This is a genomic window from Burkholderia sp. M6-3 (genome assembly GCF_050858985.1).
GTDB classification, from domain to species: Bacteria; Pseudomonadota; Gammaproteobacteria; order Burkholderiales; family Burkholderiaceae; genus Paraburkholderia; species Paraburkholderia caledonica.
This window is the reverse complement of the sequence record NZ_CP110090.1, coordinates 3727097-3748371: the sequence shown is the minus strand read 5'-3', so window position 1 is coordinate 3748371 and position 21275 is coordinate 3727097. Positions and strand designations below refer to the sequence as shown.

The following is a 21275-nucleotide window of genomic DNA, read 5'->3' as shown; positions in this document are numbered from 1 at the left end:
TCATGGGTACTGTTTCTTTCCGCTTTCTCGCGCGAGCCGGCCGGATCGGCCGGGCGCTGGCTTTCGTCGCGCTCGCCTGCGCGGCGCTGCCGGCGGCGACGCCCGCGCACGCCGAGCGCCTGAAGGATCTCGTGCAGATCCAGGGCGTTCGTGACAATCCGCTGATCGGCTACGGCCTCGTCGTCGGTCTCGACGGCACGGGCGACCAGACCACGCAGACCCCGTTCACCACGCAGACGCTCGCCAACATGCTGGCGAACCTCGGCATCTCGATCAACAACCAGGCCGCCGGTTCGAGCAACTCGCAATCGTCGCTGTCGAACGTTCAGTTGAAGAACGTTGCCGCGGTGATGGTGACGGCGGTGCTGCCGCCGTTCGCACGCCCCGGTGAACAGATCGACGTGACCGTGTCCTCGCTCGGCAATGCAAAGAGCCTGCGAGGCGGCACGCTTCTGCTCACGCCGCTCAAGGGCGCCGACGGTCAGGTGTACGCACTCGGCCAGGGCAATCTCGCAGTTGGCGGCGCTGGCGCGAGCGCCAACGGCAGCAAGGTGCAGGTCAATACGCTTGCTGCCGGCCGTATTGCCGGCGGCGCGATCGTCGAACGCTCAGTGCCGACGTCGGTGTCGCAAGCTGGCACGATGCAGCTCGACCTGAACGAAATGGACTACGACACGACGCAACGCGTGGTGGCGGCAGTGAACAACGCGTTCGGCGGCGGCACAGCCACGGCGCTCGACGGCCGCACGATTCAACTGCGCGCGCCGAGCGATCCCGAACAGCAGGTCGCCTTCATGGCGCAACTGCAGAATCTCGACGTGAAGCCGGCACAGGCCGCAGCGAAGGTGATCCTGAACGCGCGCACCGGCTCGATCGTGATGAACCAGATGGTCACGCTGCAGAACTGCGCGGTCGCACACGGCAACCTGTCGGTCGTGATCAACACGCAGCCGGTGGTGAGTCAGCCGGGCGCGTTCTCGAACGGCCAGACTGTCGTGGCGAAGCAGTCGCAGATTCAGATGAAGCAGGACAACGGCGCGCTGAAGCTCGTAACCGCCGGCGCGAACCTCGCCGACGTGGTGAAGGCGCTCAACGCATTGGGTGCGACGCCCGCGGATCTGATGTCGATCCTGCAGGCCATGAAAGCGGCGGGCTCTTTGCGCGCCGACCTGGAAATCATCTAAGGACGACAGCAGATGAATTCGGATACGACCAATTCCGCCGCCGCGGCGAACGATCTTAGCCAGCGCTTCGCGCTCGACGTGCAGGGTTTCGCGAAGCTGAGCGCGCAGGCGAAGGCGTCGCCGCAAGCCGGCATGAAGGTAGCCGCGCAGCAGTTCGACGCAGTCTTCACGCAGATGATGCTGAAGAGCATGCGCGATGCGACGCCGCAGGACGGCCCGTTCGACTCGCACGACAGCGCGACGTTTACGTCGATGATGGATCAGCAGTTGTCGCAGCAGATGTCGCAGAAAGGCATCGGTGTGGCCGATGCGATGCTCAAGCAGTTGATGCGCAACCAGGGCATGCAAGTGAGCGGCCCGAATGGAGCAGGCGGCGCGGGCGGACTTGCCGGCATGGCCAACGCGCTCGGCGGCGGCAGTGGCGGCGACGAAGGCCAGACCGCGGCGCTCAACGCGCTTGCCAAGGCGTACGGCAATGCGCAAGCGAACGGCCAGCTCGCGATGGGCAAGGGCTACTCGGCCAATAGCGCGCTGACGCCGCCGTTGAAGGGTGACGGCAGCTCGCCGAAGGTCGACGCTTTCGTCGACAAGCTCGCGGCTCCCGCGCAGGCTGCCAGCGCGGCGACCGGCATTCCGGCGCGCTTCATCATCGGCCAGGCGGCGCTGGAATCGGGCTGGGGCAAGAGCGAGATCAAAAAGGCTGACGGCAGCACGAGTCACAACGTATTCGGCATCAAGGCGACCAAGGACTGGACCGGCAAGACGGTGTCCACACTCACCACCGAGTATGTGAACGGCAAGCCGCAGCGCGTGGTCGAGAAATTCCGCGCATACGATTCGTATCAGGAAGCCATGACCGACTACGCGAGCATGCTGAAGGGCAATCCGCGTTACGCGCAGGTCATCAATTCGGCGCACGACGTGAAGGGTTTTGCGACCGGCATGCAGCGCGCCGGTTATGCAACGGATCCGCATTACGCGAAGAAACTAATGTCCATCATGCAAAAGATGGGCTGAGCGGCCGTGATTGCGACCGGTCGGCGCGGATTGGCCGTGAGAGGCGGTTCTGCGGGGCGCGCCGAACAACAAACGTCCAGGCGACAAACACGCGGCGAAAACGGCGGGCGATTTAAAGACGCGTTATCGGCGAGTTACCGGGGCTTTAACGTTTGCGCGAGATTATTCTAAATATATTATTTGTCGCCCCTAAATTTTCGCTCGATACTGCCGCTAATCCGTTAGACCCCATACCGGAAGCGTTCATGTCCGGTTGAATGTGCGTGCCGCGGCCGGGAATGAGAGACCGCGTGAAAGCCCCCGTCAGGAGCTCTGGCACGTACCCGCAAGAACATGCATACCGGCAAGCCCATGGAAACCAATCAGTCGAACGGCCAAACCGACACGCTTCAGCCGCACGTTCCGCTGGACGAGAGTGCACTCGATTTTGGCCGCCGCAATCCGCTCGAAATCGGCGTTCAATTGCGCAATCTCGTCAATCGGGGCGATTTTCTCACCGTTCAATATGCCGGCGGCCAGCTCGTTACGCGCCTGCTCGACGTCGACGTGCGCGGACGCACCTTCACGTTCGACTGGGGCGCGTTGTCCGATCAGAACCGCGGTCTGCTTGCGGCGTCGAGCTGTCAGTTCCACGCGGCGCCCGAGGGCGTGCGCATGGAGTTCGTCACCAGCACGCCGCGCGAAACGCGTTACGAGGGAATGCCGGCATTCGAAGCTGACTTTCCGGAAGTGCTGTACTACGTGCAACGCCGCGAGTATTTCCGCGTCGACGCACCGATTCTCGATCCGTACGTGTGCAGCGGTCGTCTGCCGGAAGGCGATTCGTTCCGTTTCGAAGTGCACGACCTCTCGCTGGGCGGCGTCGGCATGCGCACCTCCGACGAACGCGTCGCCGAACTGCCTATGGGCACGCGTCTCGACGATTGTGAATTGTCGCTCGGCGGCTTGGGCCGCCTCTCGCTCGATCTGCAACTGGTGTCGCATCGCTCGCTCGCGCTGCCCAACGGCACCCAGCGGTATCAGCTCGGTTTCCGCTTTCTGACGCTGCCCGGCAACGCGGAGAACACGCTGCAGCGCCTCATCACGCAACTCGAAATGAAGCGCCGTTCGCTGGTTCGCTGACCGCGCGCGGACCAGACGTGACGCGCCGGCGAAGGCCCGGCGCATCGGCCTCGCAAACGTTGAAACAAACTCTCGCAAGCGTCGTGAATGGCCTCAATTTTCCGTCGCTGAAGCCGTTAAACACTAAGTTCAAGTAACGCGGCGGCATGTGTGGTGTCGCCCTTCAGGATGACGCATGTCCAATCTCATCAATCTCGGCCTCAGCGGACTGAATGCAGCCCAGTGGGGACTCACGACGACCGGCCAGAACATCAGCAACGCGTCGACGCCCGGCTATACCATTGAAACGCCGGTCTTCGCGGAAACGGGTGGGCAGTACACGGGTTCCGGCTATTTGCCGCAAGGGGTCTCGACCGTCACGGTGACTCGCCAATACAGCCAGTATCTGACGACCCAGCTCAATAACGCGCAGTCGTCGAGCAGCTCGCTCTCGACCTACAACACGCTGATCTCGCAACTGAACAATCTGATCGGCAGCCCGACTGCCGGTATTGCCAGCGCGGTCACGAGCTATTTCACCGGCTTGCAGAACGTCTCGAACAACGCTTCGAGCCTCGCCACGCGCCAGACGGCGATGAGCGGCGCGCAGACGCTCGCGAACCAGATCAACGCCGCCGGCCAGCAATATGACGCGCTGCGCCAAAGCGTCAACACGCAACTGACCAACACCGTTTCGCAGATCAACAGCTACACGCAGCAAATCGCGCAGTTGAACGGCCAGATTTCCGCCGCGAGCACGCAAGGCCAGCCGCCGAACCAGTTGCTCGATCAGCGCGATCTCGCCGTGTCGAATCTGTCGCAACTGATCGGCGTGCAGGTGGTGAACAGCAATGGCAGCTATGGCGTCTTCATGAGCAATGGCCAGCCGCTCGTGTCGGGTGGCAACAGCTTCAATCTGGGCACCACGCCTTCAACGGGCGACTCCAGCGAGTTGTCCGTGCAGTATCTCGGGCAGGCGGGCGCAAACCCTGCCGCCGCGCCGCAGGATTTGCCGGACAGCAAGATCGAGGGCGGCACGCTCGGCGGTCTCGTCGCATTCCGCAGCCAGACGCTCGATCCGGCCGAAGCGCAACTCGGCGCGATTGCGGTGAGCTTCGCGTCGCAGGTCAACGCGCAGAACGCGCTCGGTATCACGCTCGCGGGCGTTCAGGGCGGCGCTCTGTTCTCGGTGGGCGGCCCGACCGTCTATGCGAACACGCAGAACACCGGCAATGCGTCGCTCAACGTGTCGTTCGCGAATCCTGCACAGCCGACCACTGGTGACTACACGCTCGCCTTCAACGGCACCACCTATACGTTGACCGACAATTCGACGGGTAGCGTGGTGGGTTCGGCGACGAATCTGAGCCAGCCTATCAACGGCCTGAACTTTTCGACCACGGGCACGATGAACGCCGGTGACTCGTTCACGGTCCAGCCGACCCGCGGCGCGTTGAACAGCTTTGCAACTGCGACGACGGACGCCTCGGCGATCGCGGCCGCAGCGCCCGTTCTCGGCGCGGCAGCGTCGACCAACACCGGTACCGGCGCCATCACGAAGGGCACGGTCGCGGCGGGCTACACGATGCCGAACTCGACGACCACGCTGACGTACGACGGCACTGGTCTCACCGGCTTCCCGGTCGGCTCGACGGTGACCGTGGCGGGCTCGCCGGCGACCACTTATTCGATTACGAGCGCGGCGACCGTCGTGCCGTATTCGTCGGGCAACGGCGCGAGTCTGACGATCAACAACACGACCGCCGGCCAGATGAACAAGGTGTCGGTGACGATCAGCGGCGTGCCCGCTGCCGGCGACAAGTTCACCATCGGGCCGAATACCGGCGCGAACAACGACGGCCGCAACGCGCTTGCACTGTCGAACCTGTCGACCGCGAAATCGATGAATGGCGGCACGGTCACGCTGACGGGCGCGTACGCGAACTACGTGAACGACATCGGCAACCAGACGAATCAGATTCAGACTTCGAGCACGGCGCAGGCTTCGCTGGTGACGCAGATCACCACCGCGCAGCAGTCCGTCTCGGGCGTCAACATCAACGAGGAAGCAGCCAATCTGCTTCAGTATCAGCAGCTCTATCAGGCGAACAGCAAGGTCATTCAGACCGCGCAGACCCTGTTCCAGACGCTGCTCGGCATCTTCCAGTGAGGCGTTGAACATGCGCATCTCCAGCACGCAGTACTTCACCATGAACGTGGCGACGATGAGCGATCAGCAAGCTCAGTTGTCGCAGCTTTACGCGCAAATCTCGAGCGGCGTGAGCCTTGCGACGCCGTCAGACAATCCGCTCGGCGCGGCGCAGGCCGTGCAGTTGAGTTCGACCGCGACGAGCCTCGCGCAGTACACGAGCAACCAGAACACGGCGCTTGCGTCGCTGCAGCTCGAAGACACGACGCTCAGCAGCGTCAACGACGTGCTGCAAAGTATCCACACGCTCGTGCTGCACGCCGGCGACGGTTCGCTCAACAATGGCGACCGCGGCTCCATCGCGACGCAACTGCAGAGCTTGCGCAGCCAGTTGGTAACGCTCGCGAACGCGACGGACCCGCAGGGCAACTACATGTTCGCCGGCTATCAAAGCAGCGCACAGCCGTACACGACGAGTTCGGCCGGTGTGGTCACGTATTCGGGCGATACCGGCACGCCTGCAGTGCAGATCACCGACTCGCACGTAGTGCAGACCGGCGACACGGGCATTTCGATCTTCGGCAGCGTCGCGCCCATCGGCACAAGCGCGGTTCCTGCGGCGACAACGGGCAATACGGGCACGGGTGTCATCAGCACCGTGAGCCTGAACAACCCGACCGATCCGACAAACGCCGACAAATACGCGATCAACTTTACGTCGTCGACGACTTACACCGTGAGCCAGACGGATCCGGCGACCGGCGCGGTGACGACGAGCGCACCGCAAGCCTTCACGGCAGGTACGGCAATCACGCTCGGCGGCCAGTCGGTGACGATCAGCGGCGCGCCGAACGCGGGCGACAGCTTCTCGGTGACTCCCGCGACCCAGGGCAGCATGGATGTGTTCGCGAACCTGAGCCAGTTGATCAGCACGCTGCAATCGCCGATCTCGGGCGGTGCGTCGACGGCGAGCTTCCAGAGCGCGCTCACGACCAGCATGACGCAGCTTGAGAACACGATGAACAACATCACGACCGCGCAAGCGACTGTGGGTGGCCGCTCACAGGAGGTCAAGGCATTGCAGGCGGTCACGCAGACCAATACGCTGCAAACGGCCAGCAACCTGTCGGACCTGACGCAAACAGACATGATCAAGACGGTCGGCAAATACACGCTGGCGCAGAACGCGTTGCAGGCAGCACAACAGGCGTTCGTGAAGATCCAGAATATGTCGCTGTTTCAGTATCTGAACTGATAGATCTGCTGCTGGATCAGTTTCGATAGACAAGCGCGGTAACCGGGGAGACTGGTTACCGCGCTTTTGTTTTTTGGGGCGTGCGAGGTAGGCGAAGCACATGTTCGTGCGACCTGCAAGTCGCTTGAGTTTCTGTTTCAAAGGAGAAGGTATGGCCTGATGAAACCGGCTGTTCCATCAGCCGTTCCCTACCCGGACATGCGGAGCCGGTAACAGCTCGGTGTGAAGCTCTGGGGACAACGTAGCCGCCGGACATCCGGTACGCCAAGCCGCGAGGCAAGGCGGAATCTGCCAGCACGAAGGCGGAGAGGAGCAAGGGATGAGTGGATACGACCAACGTATGTGAACTTCCGTTAAACGTCGTGAGCTTTAACAAGCCAAACGTGCTGACAGGCTTGAACCAAAACGGTACGCGGTGAGGAGTGGTCTTTGAATACTGGGCCACCATGGACAATAAGCCGCCGGCGAAGAGGAAGGGTCCGCCCCGCTCGGAAATTCATGCGGAACAGGGTAAGCCCATAGTGCTGCCGGCAACGGCAAGCGAACCGCAAGGAACGCTGTCGGCGCTGTGGGTAAAGGAATGCGGAAGAAGCGAACGCCCGGCTGTAATGGACGGGATACGGGCTGAAACATCGCTCGACGCGAAAGCGGGCAGACTTCCGTGCGGTCATTCATGGCGAGAGAACTTTGACCAATCGTTATACGAGGAAAGGCAGATGACGGCGATCGGCGCGGAAGCGCCCGAGGCTGGTGCGTCCTCGCGCACTGCGCAGATGTGGGATCAGGCGAACTGGTCGCACATTGAGGCCGATGTGAAACGACTTCAGGTGCGTATCGCCAAGGCAACCCGGGAAAGCCGATGGGGCAAGGTGCAAGCATTGCAACGTCTGCTGACCCGCTCGCATAGCGGCAAGATGCTGGCCGTGAAGCGAGTGACGGAGAATCGAGGTAAGAGAACGCCGGGGGTGGACGGCAAGATATGGTCATCCCCGGCGGCCAGATGGAACGGGATGATGTCGCTTCGACATCGCGGCTATCGCGCGATGCCGCTGAGACGTGTTTACATTCCCAAGAGTAACGGCAAGAAGCGTCCGCTGGGAATTCCCTGTATGCGGTGCCGTGCGATGCAGGCGTTATGGAAGCTCGCTCTGGAACCCGTGGCAGAGACTCTGGCGGACCCGAATTCTTATGGATTCCGGCCCGAACGCTCGACGGCCGACGCCATCGAACAGTGCTTTATCACTCTGGCGAAGCGCGCTTCGCCAGAGTGGATTCTGGAAGGTGACATCCGGGGCTGTTTCGACAACTTCAGTCACTCCTGGTTTCTGAAGCACATACCGATGGCTAAGGATGTCCTGCGCAGGTGGCTTCAGGCCGGATATATCGATGAGGGAACCCTGTTCGCGACTCTAGCGGGTACCCCGCAAGGGGGAATCATCTCGCCGGTGATCGCGAATATGGCGTTGGATGGACTTGAGGCCGCAGTTTATGCGAGCGTGGGATCATCGAAACTCGCGCGCAGCAAGGCCCAACTCAATGTCGTCCGCTATGCCGATGACTTTGTTGTGACCGGCGTATCGAAAGATGTGCTCGAACTCAAAGTGCTTCCGGCGATCAGGCAGTTTATGGCCGCCCGAGGTCTGGAACTCTCGGAAGAGAAGACCCGGATCACGAACATTGCGGAGGGTTTCGATTTCCTTGGCCAGAACGTGCGCAAGTACGACGGCAAGCTGCTGATCAAGCCGGCAAAGAAGAGCGTGAAGTCGCTCCTCGACAAGGTCAGGGAAATCATCAAAGGCAACGCGAGCGTTACGCAGGAGGCGTTGATCCAGAAACTGAACCCGGTTATCCGGGGATGGGCCATGTATCACCGTCACGTCGTGGCGAAAGCGAGCTTCTCATTGATAGACTCGCACATCTGGCAGCTGCTCTGGAAGTGGGCAAGGCGCCGACATCCCATGAAAGGAGCACGGTGGGTGAAGAACCGGTACTTCCGGGCAGATGCAGACCGGTCCTGGGACTTTGCTACGGAGGGCCCCGCTGATGGCAGCACCAGGGGGTTTCGGCTCTTCCGCGCAATGACGATCCCGATTACGAGACACGTCAAGGTCCGGGGACTGGCTAATCCATTTGATCAAGTTTGGACCACGTACTTCGCTCGCCGTCGAACTGCGAAACGTTCCGTCAAGTTGTTCGGTGCCACACCATGGTGCTGAAGAATGGCTTGAGCCGGATGCGGGGTGACCTGCACGTCCGGTTCTCAGGGGGCGGTGGCGCAGTAATGCGCCGCTGCTACCCGACCATCAACAGATTCAACGCGGAGCACCGGTAGCAGCAGTCGCGCATCCAAACGAAAAAAGCCGACATGAACTGTCGGCTTCAAAGTCACGTCTGACGGCAAGCGGGCGGCGGCCCCGATTTGCAGCTACCTGAATCCCAGCGCGACCCGCCCCATCTGGTCGATCCCTACCGCGAAGAGCCGTCCGAAGAACGGAATCATGTTCGGAATCATCAACTGCAAAAGCAGCATGCCGATCAGCATGGTGAGTGGAAAGCCAATCTGAAACACACCGATCTGCGGTGCCGCGCGGTTGAGAATGCCGAGCGCGAGGTTGGTGATCAGCAGGGCGGCGACGACCGGCAGAGAGAGTAGCAGTCCCGCTGAAAAAATCGTGCTGCCGAAATTGGCGAGCGTGCGCCAGCCCGGCGAGCCCAGAATATTTGCCGAGACGGGCAGCGAATTGAACGATGCGAGGAGGGCGCTGACCATCTGAAGATGACCGTCGATCACGAGGAACACGAGCATCGCGATCGTGTTCATGTAGCTCGACAGCACCTGGCTCGAGCTACTCGCCTGCGCGTCGAAGAAAGTGGCAAAGCCGAGGCCCATGCCGAGGCCGACGAAGTCGCCGGTCGCGCTGATCGCCTGGAACACGATCTGCATGGTCATGCCGAGCGCGATGCCGATCAAAAACTGGTTGACGATGATCCACACGCCTTCCGCGGAAAACACCGTGACTTGCGGCAGCGCGCCGAGCGTGGGCGCGACGATGATCGTCACGAAAGCCGCCAGGCCGATCTTCACGCGCAGCGGCAGCGAGCGGTTGCCGAGCACCGGCGCGGTCGCGACGAGCGCGAGAATCCGCACGAACGGCCACAGAAACGCGGTGAGCCAGGCGTTCAATTGCGCGTAGGTGACGGAAAACATGGCGGCGGCGAGGCTCGATGCAGGGAGAAAATCGCGGCGCTCAGTTGACGAGCGTCGGAATGTTGGTAAGCGTCTGGCGCAGGTAGTCGAGCATGGTGGTGAGCATCCACGGACCGGCGATCACCATCGTGACCGCGATAGCGAGCAGCTTCGGAATGAACGACAGCGTCGATTCGTTGATCTGTGTGGCAGCCTGGAAAAGGCTCACCACCAGGCCGACCACCAGCGCCACGAGAAGAAGCGGCGCGGCGAGCAGCAGGCCGACGTACATGGCCTGGTGCGCGAGTGTCATGACGGATTCTTGATTCATGGCGATTCAACCGGAAACTGGCACAACGTTGAAAACACGGACTACCGAGCGAGCACGCTCAGACAAAGCTCTGCGCAAGAGAGCCGAGCAGCAGTTGCCAGCCGTCGACGAGCACGAACAGCATCAGCTTGAACGGCAGCGAAATCGTTGCTGGCGAAACCATCATCATACCCATCGACATCAGCACGCTCGCCACCACCATATCGATGATGAGAAACGGAATGAAGATCGTGAAGCCGATCTGGAAGCCGGTCTTCAGTTCGCTAGTAACGAACGAAGGCACGAGCAGCGACAGCGGCACATCTTCTGGGCCTTGCATCGGCGCGGCGTGCGAGATGCGCGCGAACAGTGCGAGATCGCTTTCGCGCGTCTGACGCAGCATGAACGTCTTGAACGGAGCGAGGCCGCGGCTCACCGCCGTCTCCATCGGAACAGTACCTTCGGAGAAGGGCTTGTAGCCGTCGGTGTAGGCCTTGTCGAGCACCGGCGACATCACGAACAGCGTCAGAAAAAGCGCAAGACCGACGAGCACCTGGTTAGGCGGCGTGGTCGTCGTGCCGAGCGCCTGGCGCAGCAGCGACAACACGATGATGATGCGCGTGAAGCTCGTCATCATCAGCACCATCGCAGGCAGGAACGACAGCATCGTGAGCAGCAGCATCGTCTGCACACTCAGCGAATACGTGGTGCCGCCGTTCGGGCCCGGGCTCGTGTTGAAGGCCGGCAAGCCGGCGGTTTGCGCGAACGAAAGCGTCGGCAGCGCGAGCAATGCCACGGGCACAACCAGCGACGCGACGGGCGCGGCGCGATGCAAACCGCGAAGCACTGCAGAGGCGGCGCGCGAGGTGCGGGTGGAGGGCGCGCCAGGCGCCGATTGAAGACTGAACTGCATTACCGAACCCCGTTGCCTTGCCCGTTGAAACGTTTGCTCACTTCGCCCTTCAAGGCGTCGCGAAAGCGCTGGCCGAAGCTGCCCGGCAATCCGGTGCTGCCTGCTGCGCTGCTACCGCCCGATACGCCAGGTGTGCCCGCCGGGGCATTGCCGACTGTGTCGACGGCGGCCGATCCCGCCGGCATCGTATGAAGCAGACGCACGTTGCCGGGCGCGGCGCCGAGCACGAGCCACGTGTCGCCGATCTCGACCACCGCCACGCGCTCCTTACCGCCGAGCGACGCGCCGCCAATTGTCTTCACGAGCCCGCTGCGGCTGCCCGGCTGCAAGCCGAAGCGGCGCGCGAGCCACGCGCATCCGAACACCAGACCGATCACGACGACGAGGCCGACGATCGTCTGCAATACCGCGCCGACGCCAAGCGCCGGAACCGCAGTCCCCGCGCCGACGCTCGACGCCATCTTCGCTGCGTTATTGACCGCGTTCATGTCGGCTGCGTGTGCAGCGAGCGGTGCGCACAAAGACACCGTTGCCGACAGCGCTGCGCCAATTGCGCGGGAGAAGACGTGACGCGACGCAGAGAACACGGCGCGGCGGACTGCGGTTTTCATCGATTCAACTTCCGGATGCGTTCTGACGGCGTAATGATGTCGGTCAGGCGAATACCGAACTTGTCGTTCACCACCACCACTTCACCCTGGGCGATCAGGCAGCCGTTGACCAGCACGTCCATCGGTTCGCCGGCCATGCCGTCGAGCTCCACCACCGAGCCCTGCGCGAGTTGCAACAGGTTGCGGATCGCGAGCTTGGTGCGGCCGAGTTCGACGGTCATCTGAACTGGAATGTCCAGAATCATTTCGATGTCGTTGCGCGTCGAGGTCGACGCGACTTTCGACAGCGGCTGGAACACGCCGGCCGTGCTGGCGCTGATTTCGCTCGGGTTGTCGTTCTGCTCGGCGAGCGCGCTCGCCCAGTCGGCCAGCGCTGCTTCGTCTTCCGCGCTCGCCGCGTCGGCGGCCACTTGCGCGGCGGCGGCGGTCAGCTCGTCCGCGGGCTTTGCGTTCAGATCACTCATATCCACCTTCCTTCATCGTGTCGGCTGCGCTGATCATCTTTTGCACGCGCAACGCGTATTGACCATTAAAAATTCCGTAGCCGCATTCCATCACCGGCACGCCGTCGACTTTGGCCGTGATGTGCTCGGGAATGTTGATCGGCAGAACATCGCCTTTGCGCATGTTCAGGATTTGTTCGAACGTAATCGGCACCTGCGCGAGGTCGGCCGTCAGTTCCACTTCTGCCGCCTGCACCTGCTGCGACAACACGCGGACCCAGCGGCGGTCGACTTCGAGCGCCTCGCCCTGAATCGGCGACGACAGAATGTCGCGGATCGGCTCGATCATCGAATACGGCATGCAGATATGCAGCGTGCCGCCCGTCGTGCCGAATTCGATCGAGAACTGCGTGACGATGACGATTTCGTTCGGCGTCGCGACGTTGGCGAACTGCGTGTGCATTTCCGAGCGCATGTACTCGAACTGCAGCGGACGCACGCTTTTCCACGACGCCGCGTAGTGTTCGAACGTCAGGTTGAGCAGCTTCATGATGATGCGCTGCTCGGTCTGCGTGAAATCGCGACCTTCGACACGCGTGTGAAAACGTCCGTCGCCGCCGAACAGGTTGTCGACGACGAAGAACACCAGATTCGGGTCGAACACGAACAGCGACGTGCCGCGCAACGGCTTGATGTGGACCAGGTTCAGGTTGGTCGGGATCGGCAGGTTGCGGGTGAACTCGCTGTACTTCTGCACCTTCACCGGACCGACGGAAATTTCCGCCGAACGCCGCATGAAGTTGAAGATGCCGACGCGCAAGAGGCGCGCAAAGCGGTCATTGATGATTTCGAGGCCGGGCATCCGGCCGCGGACGATGCGTTCCTGCGTCGCGATGTTGTAGGGACGTACGCCTACACGTTCGCTCTGCTCGGCTTCAGAGTCGGACTCGCCGGTTACGCCCTTGAGGAGGGCATCGACCTCCTCCTGGGACATGAACTCTTCGTGGCCCATTCCTTATTCCTCGTGCATACCGTGACGGTTGATGATGGCAGTGCGGGACAGCGTCACAACGACGTCACTGCACGACGAATTCGGTGAACAACACGTCCTGGACGTGGATCGGCGCGGCACCCTTGTCCGTCGGTTGCTCGATCAGCGTCCGCAGTTCGGTGGAAAGCGCATGCTTGCCTTCGAGCGGAGCGAGTTCATCCGGATGATGGTTCGACAGCGCAAGCAGGATGCGGCTGCGGATTTCCGGCATGTGTTCGGTGAGTTCCTGCGGCGTCTTCGGATCGGTGAGCTTGAGCGTTAGACCGATACGCAGGAAGTGCTGCTGGCCGTCGTCCGATTGCAGGTTGACCGTCATCGATTCGAGCGGGAAAAACGTCGGAGCGGGAGCCGGGGCCGGGGCAGCTGCGGCGGCCGGGGCGCGTTTGGACATGAAGAACCACACCCCTGCGCCAGCGCCGCCAGCGGCGACGATAGCGATGAGGGCGATCAGGATGATGCGCTTCAAGGGGCCCGGAGACACGGGCGCGGCTTGCTGATTTGCGGGAGTGGTAGCCATGAGGTTTGCTTGCTTGCCGTTAGTGCTGGTGATAGTGATTGTTGTTGATTTGCCTGCGGCGCGATGGGTCGAACAGAAGGGTTAATGCGGGCTATCTCTAGTTTTTGGCCCTTCCCTGAAATGAAATCGCGGTGCTCTACTGGCATTGCCCCGCACAAGGGCAGCGCCAATAGGGCACCGCGATATCGAGGAACGGCCAACACCTCGAATCAACCACCAAACAAAGCCGCAACCCGCAAAATCCCGTCAGGCGAACGTATCGACCAACCCGACGCTGCGTCGCACGGCAACGTCCGCCGCCACGCCGGCGCCAGCCGCACCGCCCATGCCGCTTCCACTACCCGCCGTAGAGCGGCTACCAGAGCCGGAGCGTCCCGACTCGGCGTTCTGCTGCTGCCCGCCCTGGCGACCAAACCCGTCGCTGACGCTCGCGCTGCCGAGTCCGATGCCGTTCGCTTCCATCGCCTCGCGCAATTTCGGCAAAGCTGCCTCGACGGCTTCACGTACCTGCTGGTGCTGCGAAACAAACAACGCGTGTGCATGGTTATCGGCGACCTGCAGCACAACCTGGAGCGGCCCGAGATCCTTCGGGTTCAGCGTCAGCTCGGCGCTCTGCGAATGAGCGTTCGACAGGAACACGACCTTCTGACTCAGCGCTTCCTCCCAGTCGGTCGTGCCGACCTGCGGTCCCAACGCATTTGCCGCTGCAGCCGCGCCCGCGTTGCCCGTCGTCTGCACGGCGGCCGTCGTGCTGGCTGCGTTAGCGGCTGCCTGCGACGCGGCCAGCGCTGCGCTCGCCGCGTCGGCTGCGTTTTTGAACGCCGCCAGATCGTCCGCCTGTGCACCTGCCGCACCCGCCGATGCCAACGCACCGGCCGCCGCTGCGGAAGCAGCCGACGCAGCCGCCGTCGGGTCCGCCACGGTCGCGGTCGTCGTCAATGCGCCGCGGGCGGCTGCGGCGCCCTTGCCGCCACCGGAGAGACCGGCTTCCAGCGTCTTGCCGTCTGTGTCGTTTAGCGACGCGTTCGCGCTCGCCAGTCCGTTCGCGGCCGCAGCCGCGGCCGCGCCGCTTGCCAGCGCCTGCGATGGCACCACGGCCTGGCCGTTCGCGAGCGCCGCTAGAGCCGACTGCAATGCGTCCTGCAGCGACTTCGGATCAGTAGGCGCCTTCTTGCCAGGCAGGCCGACCGTGGCGGCGTCGGTGGCCGCGCCGGCTGCGGTCGTGCCGGCATCCGTCGCTGCGGGAATGTTCACGTTGGCCGCATCGGCCGCAGCGCTTGCGTCGGCCTGAGCCTGGGCTTGCGCCTGAGCCGCTGCGGCTGCCGCCGCGGTGCTTGCGTCACTGCTGCTCGCCGCGTTGGCGGCGTTGGCCGACTTCGGAGGCGTGGCGCCCGTCTTGTCCGTCGATGCCTGTTGCGGCTTGTCCGCCGGCGCAGACGCCGCCGCGTCTGACGCGGTGATGTCCTTAGTGTCGCTGCTCGCGTCGTCGGCGTTTTTAGTCGCGGAATCGTCCGACGGCGGCGCGTCGTGCACGCTCGACGACGACGCCTGCGAAGCATCGGCCGGCGTCGGGGAGGGTGTCGGCGTTGCGGCCGACTGGCTCGCGCTCGCGTTGAATCTGGCAGCCGCACTTGCAGCCGCACTTGCAGCCGCACTTGCAGCCGCACTGTTCTGCAGGCTGATGCTTTGCTGCAGGGTTTGCGAGAACGGTTTCGCGCTTGCGGCGGCCAGCGCCGCTGCGCTGTTCGAACCGTTGGTAGAGGCGCTGCCGGTAGAACCTGGCAGCGAGCCGATCTGTGAAAGAAGCGACATAAGTGTCCTGTCAATCCGTCAAAGGGTACGGTGTTCAGTCAGTCGAGGACGGCGCGGGCGTCAGGCGCCTTCCGCGCGCATCCTCAGAATTCGTGCAGCGTGTTCGTCGGCGTCGCGTTGATCGCGCCGCGCCACGGTCTTGGCCTCGGCCGCTTCGCCGCGCGCCTGCAGCACTTCATACGAGCCAAGCTTTTGCTTCTGACGCTGCCAGTCGGGTTTGGCCGCCTCGACTCGCGCATTGGCCGTCATGAGCAGATTGCGCTGCTGTTCGATGGCCGCGTCGAGCGTGTCGATGAACGCCTGAAAATTGCGCATGTTGCCGGCGGGCATTCCCGCCTGGGCGGTTGCCGTGAAACGCGCGTGGTACTCGTCGCGGTACTGCACGAGCGACTGAAGCTGCGCCTCCACTTCGTTACGCTCGCGCTGTGCGCGGCCAAGACGCTGCGCGGCGGCGTCGACATCGTCTTGCGCGAGCCCAATCAATGTCTTGATCGGAAAGTGTTTCGCCATCGTCAGGCTCCTTGGGCAAACAGCGCGTCCAGCATCTCGACACTCGGTTCAAAATTCGCGCACTCACGGAAGCCTTGCTGCAGGAAGGCTTCCATCCGCGGATATAGCGCGATGGCGCGGTCGAGCAACGCGTCACGTCCGCTCGAATAAGCACCAACGTTGATCAGATCGCGGTTGCGCTGATAGCGCGACAGCATCTGCTTGAACATACGCGTTTTGTCCAGATGGTTATCGTCGATCAGCGCGGTCATTGCCCGGCTAATCGACGCTTCGATGTCGATTGCCGGATAGTGGCCGGCTTCCGCGAGCGAGCGCGACAGCACGATGTGGCCGTCGAGAATCGCACGCGCCGAGTCCGCAATCGGGTCCTGCTGGTCGTCGCCTTCGGTCAGCACGGTGTAGAACGCAGTAATCGAACCGCCGCCCGCCGGCCCGTTGCCAGTTCGCTCGACGAGCGCCGGGAGCTTCGCGAACACAGAAGGCGGGTAGCCTTTGGTCGCGGGCGGCTCGCCGACGGCCAGCGCGATTTCGCGCTGCGCCATCGCGTAGCGGGTCAGCGAATCCATCAGCAGCAACACGTGCTTGCCCTGATCGCGGAAATATTCGGCGAGCGACGTCGAATACGACGCGGCCTGCATCCGCAAAAGCGGTGAAACGTCGGCGGGAGCGGCGATCACGACCGAGCGCGCAAGGCCTTCTTCCCCAAGAATCTGCTCGATGAATTCCTTCACTTCGCGACCGCGTTCGCCGATCAGGCCGATCACGATCACTTCGGCGCTGGTGTAGCGCGCCATCGTGCCGAGCAGGACCGATTTACCGACGCCCGAGCCTGCGAACAGTCCCATGCGCTGGCCGCGTCCCACGGTGAGGAGCGCGTTGATCGCGCGCACGCCAACGTCGAGCACCTTGTGAATCGGCTCCCGGTTCAGCGGATTGATGACCGGCGCGGACAGCGGCGCGTCGGCATGCGCGCCGAGCGGGCCGAGTCCGTCCAGCGGGCGGCCGGACGCATCGAGCACGCGGCCGAGCAGTTCCCAGCCGACCGGCAGACGCTTCGCGCCCGCCATCGGATCGGCGATCGGCGCACTTTCGAGCGGGTAGACACGCGCGCCGGGCAGCAGGCCGATTACTTCGGTGGTGGGCATCAGGAACAGCTTGTCGCCGGAGAAGCCGACAACTTCCGCTTCAGCCATCGGCAGCGAGCTGCCCGGCGGCAGTTCGATCATCACTTCGGCGCCTACCGAAAGGCGCAATCCAACCGCTTCGAGCACGAGACCGGCGGCGCGCGTCAGGCGTCCGCAGGCGCGCATCGGCTTCGCGATCGCGTTGCGCGCGCGCAGTGCGTCGAGCCGGCCGCGCCAGGCTTGCATATGCGGATTGCTGTCGAGCGCGGGATCGTACGCAGCAGGAGCCGCGGCGCTTGCTGCCTTGGCGGCGGCCGGACCCGCACCCAGACCAGCGCCCGCAGCCGGCGCCGACTCGCGGCTTGCGGCCGCGCCCGTCACCGGATGAGCCTGATCCAGGTCAGCGGCCGTCGCTGCGGTCGAGACTGCGTCCGCGAACGGCGCGTCCGCGAGCGCCTCGGCGCCGAACGACGCCAGCGCCAGTTCGCGTTCGAGCGGCGTCAGGTCGCTTGCGCGGATCTCCTCGAGCGTCGGTTTCACCATGTACTCACTTTGCCAAGCGCTGCGGCAACGCGTTCCCAGCGTGTATCGATGCCGGCGTCCACCTCGCCGCTGCCGGCCTGCGCGCGGCAGCCGCCGCGCTCCACGGCCGGATCGGTGCGCACGGTCCAGCCGCGCGTTTGCAGTTCTTCCATCAGATACGCTTCGACCACCGGCAGATCGGCGGGACTCACGATCAACGCGGGCGCGCCGATCAGCGCCGGTTCCGCCGCGAGCACCTCGCGGGCAGCGGCGATCAGCGCGGTCGGGTCGTGCTGCACATGCTGACGCACCACCTGTTGCGCGATGTCGAGCGCGAGCGCGACGAGCGTCTCCGAAATGGCGCCCTGCGCGCCGTCGAGCGCGGCCTTGAAGGTTTCGGCGAGCGCGGCGAGTCGCGCAGCTTCCTCGCGCGCTTTGCTTCGGCCCTGTTCAAAACCTTGTGCGTGGCCCTGGTCGTATCCCGCCTGATAGCCGAGCGCCTGGCCCGCCACGTGGCCAGATGCGATGCCCTGCGCGTGCGCGGCTTCGCGCAGACGCTCGAGCTCGGCTTCAAAAGCCGCTTCGTCGATCTCGGACGTCGGCGGTGCCGGCGGCACCGGATCGAACGAGGCCATCTCCCAGCGCTGGTAGGCCGAGAGGCTTTCCTTTGCCGCGGAGTTGCGATTAGACATATGCATCTTCCGCCTTGCCGCCAATCACGATCTGGCCGCTTTCTGCCAGATTGCGCACGATCTGCAGGATACGGCGCTGTTGCGTCTCGACTTCGGAGACGCGAACCGGGCCGCGCGCGTCGAGGTCTTCCGCGAGCAGCTCGGCTGCACGCTGGGACATGTTCGACAGGAACTTCTGACGCAGTGCAGGCGCTGCGCCCTTCAGCGAGATGATCAGCGCTTCCGATTCGACTTCCTTCAGCAGCAGCTGGATCGCGCGGTCTTCCAGGTCGAGCAGGTTCTCGAACACGAACATCTGGTCGACGATCTTCTGCGCGAGCTCCGCGTCGTACTGGCGGACGTTCTCGATGACGCCTTCCTCGTGGTTGCTCGACATGAAGTTGAGGATTTCCGCCGCCGTGCGAATGCCGCCCATCGGGCTGCGCTTCAGGTTGTCGCTGCCCGACAGCAGGTGCGTGAGCACGTCGTCGAGTTCGCGCAGCGCGGCCGGCTGGATACCGTCGAGCGTCGCGATTCGCAACAGCACGTCGTTACGCAGACGCTCCGTGAAGCACGCGACGATTTCCGACGCCTGATCGCGGTCGAGGTGAACGAGAATCGTCGCGATGATCTGCGGGTGCTCGTTCTTGATCAATTCCGCGACGGCCGGCGAGTCCATCCACTTCAGGCCTTCGATACCGCTGGTGTCGCTGCCTTGCAGGATCCTGTCGATGATCGCGCCGGCCTTGTCGTCGCCGAGCGCCTTCGTCAGCACCGAACGGATGTACTCGTTCGAGTCCAGCGACATGCCGGTGTGCTTTTCCGCCTCGCGCACGAACTCGTGCAGCACCACGTCGATCTCGTCGCGCGTCACGGCCTTCATGGCGGCCATGGCGACGCCGATCTTCTGAACTTCACGCGGTCCAAGGAACTTGAACACTTGCGCGGCTTCTTCCTCGCCGATCGACATCAGCAGAAGCGCGCTCTTCATTACGCCTTCAGCGCTCATCGGTCACCCAATTTTTGACGACTGTTGCAACGATCTTCGGATCCTGGCGCGCGATGCTGCGTGCGAACTCCAGGTTCCGCTCATATTTGTGTTTCGCGTTTTCCAGCGCCAGCAGTTCGCTGTCGCCGGAGTCGATTTCGACGTTGCCGTTGGCGCGTTCCGCGGTCGGGATGCCGTCCAGCAGGATCGGCTCGTCCGGCGACGGCAGCGCTGCGGCGACGACCGGTTCCGGCGGCGGGAAGGCGCGGCGCAGCGCCGGCTTCACCATCACGAAGTAGAGGAACAGGGCGACGGCGCCAATGCCGAGATACGTCGCGATCTGCTTGTACAGAGCCAGCATGTCATGCGTGCGCCACCACGGCAGGTCCGCATTCGGGTCGACATCGGCGGTGAACGGGCTGTTGACCACGTTGACCGAGTCGCCGCGCTGCGCGTCGAAGCCCATCGCGTCCTTCACGAGCTGGTTGACCTGCGCGAGCTTGTCGGCGGTGACCGGCTGCATCGTCGCGTGACCTTTGCCGTCGATCACGCGCAGATAGTTGACCACCACGGCCACCGACAGACGCTTGATGCCGCCCATCGGCTGCTCAAGGTGACGCACGGTCTTGTCGAGCTCGTAATTCGTAGTCATGTCCTTACGATCGCTGACGGGCGTCGTCGTCACGCCGCCGCTCGCGCCATTGGGCGCATTGATCGGCGCGGAGGCGGGCTGCGGCGGCTGATTCGACAGCGCGCCCGGCACGCCCGACGCGCCGCCTTGCGACATTTCCGTCGCGGTGCTCGATTGCTGGCTGCGGATCGCCGCCTGTTGGGGGTTGCCGTTCGGGCCGTAGTTTTCGGAAGTCTGTTCGGTGCGCGAGAAGTCGATGTCGGCGCTCACCTGCGAATGTGCATTGCCGGCGCCGAAGAGCGGCGCGAGGATCGCGTCGATGCGTTGCTGCGTGTTGCGCTCGATCTGCTGGCGATACTTCAGTTGCGACGCGTCGAGCCCGCCGCCAACCGACGGTTGCGTCAACAGGTTGCCGTCCTGATCGAGAATGGTCACGCCCTTGACCGGCATTTCCGGCACCGCGGAAGACACCATGTGCGTGATTGCCAGCACCTGGCCCTCGTCGAGCGCACGGCCCGGATAGAGATTGACGAGCACCGACGCCGACGGCGCTTCCTTGTCGCGTACGAACACGGAGGGCTTCGGAATCGCCAGATGGACGCGCGCCGACTTGACCGACGAAACGGATTCGATCGTGCGTTCCAGTTCGCCTTCCAGCGCGCGCTGATAGTTGATCTGCTCGGCGAACTGGCTGATGCCGAACTTCTGGTTGTCCATCAGTTCGAAGCCGACCGAGCCGCTCTTCGGCAGGCCTTGCGACGCGAGGCGCAACCGCATCTCGTGCACCTGTTCGGCCGGCACGAGGATCGCGCCGCCCGACTCGGAAAACTTGTACGGAATGTTGGCCTGCTGCAGCGCGGTGATGATCGCGCCGCCGTCGCGGTCGGACAAGTTGCTGTAAAGCACCTTGTAGTCCGGGGCGCGCGACCACAGGAACAGGCCCGCCACCACGGCGACAAGCAGCGCCACCGCGAAAATCAGCGGGGCGCGCGGGTTGCCGCGCATTTGCGCGAGGCCTGACAGGCGCTGGCCGAAATTGCCGCCGAGGCCGCCACCGAGGCCGCCCAGGTCTGCGTTACCGCCGGGCTGACCGGCGCCCGCCGCTGCCGCGCCGGGCTGTGCGCCGGCGAGGCCCATGCGGGCGTCGGGGTTGATCAAAGAGTTGGCTGACGAATCCATGCGTCGGGTTTCTCCGGGAAGCCTTTTGCGTTCTGCCGCTCAACCGCACCGAGGCTCGGCGGGAGTATGGACAGATACTTTCACGACTGAAATTATCCGC

The 21275-nt window shown here is 63.5% G+C and carries 19 protein-coding genes; 6 read left to right on the top strand and 13 right to left on the bottom strand.

Annotation, left to right across the window (positions count from 1 at the left end):
- Window positions 1-2: 2 nt before the first annotated feature.
- The 6 genes from OH764_RS16490 to ltrA all read left to right on the top strand — a co-directional run bounded on the left by OH764_RS16490 (window position 3) and on the right by ltrA (window position 8922).
- A complete protein-coding gene (locus OH764_RS16490; RefSeq protein WP_498847476.1) occupies window positions 3-1184 on the top strand; it encodes a flagellar basal body P-ring protein FlgI in 1182 nt (393 codons plus the stop codon).
- 12 nt (window positions 1185-1196) lie between these two features.
- A complete protein-coding gene (gene flgJ, locus OH764_RS16485; RefSeq protein ID WP_020070754.1) occupies window positions 1197-2201 on the top strand; it encodes a flagellar assembly peptidoglycan hydrolase FlgJ in 1005 nt (334 codons plus the stop codon).
- A 351-nt stretch (window positions 2202-2552) separates the two neighbouring features.
- Complete coding sequence (locus tag OH764_RS16480) at window positions 2553-3323, top strand: flagellar brake protein (protein ID WP_498847475.1); 771 nt, start codon at window positions 2553-2555, stop codon at window positions 3321-3323.
- Between the two features lie 175 nt (window positions 3324-3498).
- Window positions 3499-5472: a flagellar hook-associated protein FlgK gene (gene flgK, locus OH764_RS16475; RefSeq protein ID WP_498847474.1), complete on the top strand. Its 1974-nt coding sequence runs from the start codon at window positions 3499-3501 to the stop codon at window positions 5470-5472.
- Window positions 5473-5482: 10 nt separating this feature from the next.
- Window positions 5483-6706: a flagellar hook-associated protein FlgL gene (flgL, locus tag OH764_RS16470; protein ID WP_498847473.1), complete on the top strand. Its 1224-nt coding sequence runs from the start codon at window positions 5483-5485 to the stop codon at window positions 6704-6706.
- Window positions 6707-7152: 446 nt separating this feature from the next.
- On the top strand, window positions 7153-8922 hold the full coding sequence (gene ltrA, locus OH764_RS16465; protein ID WP_498847472.1) for a group II intron reverse transcriptase/maturase: 1770 nt from the start codon (window positions 7153-7155) through the stop codon (window positions 8920-8922).
- Between the two features lie 209 nt (window positions 8923-9131).
- Here ltrA and fliR read toward each other — a convergent pair whose 3' ends face one another.
- The 13 genes from fliR to fliF all read right to left on the bottom strand — a co-directional run bounded on the left by fliR (window position 9132) and on the right by fliF (window position 21175).
- Window positions 9132-9914, bottom strand: a complete 783-nt coding sequence (gene fliR / locus OH764_RS16460; RefSeq protein ID WP_020070758.1) for a flagellar biosynthetic protein FliR — start codon at window positions 9912-9914, stop codon at window positions 9132-9134.
- Between the two features lie 40 nt (window positions 9915-9954).
- Window positions 9955-10224: a flagellar biosynthesis protein FliQ gene (gene fliQ / locus OH764_RS16455; protein WP_011490196.1), complete on the bottom strand. Its 270-nt coding sequence runs from the start codon at window positions 10222-10224 to the stop codon at window positions 9955-9957.
- A 58-nt stretch (window positions 10225-10282) separates the two neighbouring features.
- Window positions 10283-11116, bottom strand: coding sequence for a flagellar type III secretion system pore protein FliP (fliP, locus tag OH764_RS16450; RefSeq protein ID WP_408162143.1), 834 nt, complete (start codon window positions 11114-11116; stop codon window positions 10283-10285).
- Window positions 11116-11727, bottom strand: coding sequence for a FliO/MopB family protein (gene fliO / locus OH764_RS16445; protein ID WP_498847471.1), 612 nt, complete (start codon window positions 11725-11727; stop codon window positions 11116-11118). The genes fliP and fliO overlap by 1 nt, the downstream gene beginning before the upstream one ends.
- Window positions 11724-12191 (bottom strand): flagellar motor switch protein FliN, encoded by a 468-nt coding sequence (gene fliN / locus OH764_RS16440; RefSeq protein WP_087752476.1) that lies wholly within the window; start codon window positions 12189-12191, stop codon window positions 11724-11726. The genes fliO and fliN overlap by 4 nt, the downstream gene beginning before the upstream one ends.
- The gene (gene fliM / locus OH764_RS16435) at window positions 12184-13182 is read right to left on the bottom strand and encodes a flagellar motor switch protein FliM (RefSeq protein ID WP_006050937.1); all 999 of its coding nucleotides are present in this window, start codon (window positions 13180-13182) and stop codon (window positions 12184-12186) included. Before fliM ends, fliN begins: the two co-directional genes overlap by 8 nt.
- Before the next feature lie 64 nt (window positions 13183-13246).
- Complete coding sequence (fliL, locus tag OH764_RS16430) at window positions 13247-13738, bottom strand: flagellar basal body-associated protein FliL (protein ID WP_498847470.1); 492 nt, start codon at window positions 13736-13738, stop codon at window positions 13247-13249.
- 246 nt (window positions 13739-13984) lie between these two features.
- Window positions 13985-15550 carry a flagellar hook-length control protein FliK gene (locus tag OH764_RS16425; protein ID WP_498847469.1) on the bottom strand — a complete coding sequence of 522 codons (1566 nt, stop codon included), beginning with the start codon at window positions 15548-15550 and terminating at the stop codon, window positions 13985-13987.
- A 60-nt stretch (window positions 15551-15610) separates the two neighbouring features.
- The gene (fliJ, locus tag OH764_RS16420) at window positions 15611-16060 is read right to left on the bottom strand and encodes a flagellar export protein FliJ (RefSeq protein WP_498847468.1); all 450 of its coding nucleotides are present in this window, start codon (window positions 16058-16060) and stop codon (window positions 15611-15613) included.
- A gap of 2 nt (window positions 16061-16062) precedes the next feature.
- Window positions 16063-17727 carry a FliI/YscN family ATPase gene (gene fliI / locus OH764_RS16415; RefSeq protein WP_498847467.1) on the bottom strand — a complete coding sequence of 555 codons (1665 nt, stop codon included), beginning with the start codon at window positions 17725-17727 and terminating at the stop codon, window positions 16063-16065.
- Window positions 17721-18404 carry a flagellar assembly protein FliH gene (gene fliH / locus OH764_RS16410; protein WP_498847466.1) on the bottom strand — a complete coding sequence of 228 codons (684 nt, stop codon included), beginning with the start codon at window positions 18402-18404 and terminating at the stop codon, window positions 17721-17723. The genes fliI and fliH overlap by 7 nt, the downstream gene beginning before the upstream one ends.
- Complete coding sequence (gene fliG / locus OH764_RS16405; protein ID WP_027776990.1) at window positions 18391-19386, bottom strand: flagellar motor switch protein FliG; 996 nt, start codon at window positions 19384-19386, stop codon at window positions 18391-18393. The genes fliH and fliG overlap by 14 nt, the downstream gene beginning before the upstream one ends.
- Entirely contained in the window at window positions 19376-21175 is a 1800-nt protein-coding gene (gene fliF, locus OH764_RS16400; protein WP_498847465.1) for a flagellar M-ring protein FliF, read from the bottom strand. The genes fliG and fliF overlap by 11 nt, the downstream gene beginning before the upstream one ends.
- Between the last annotated feature and the right edge of the window lie 100 nt (window positions 21176-21275).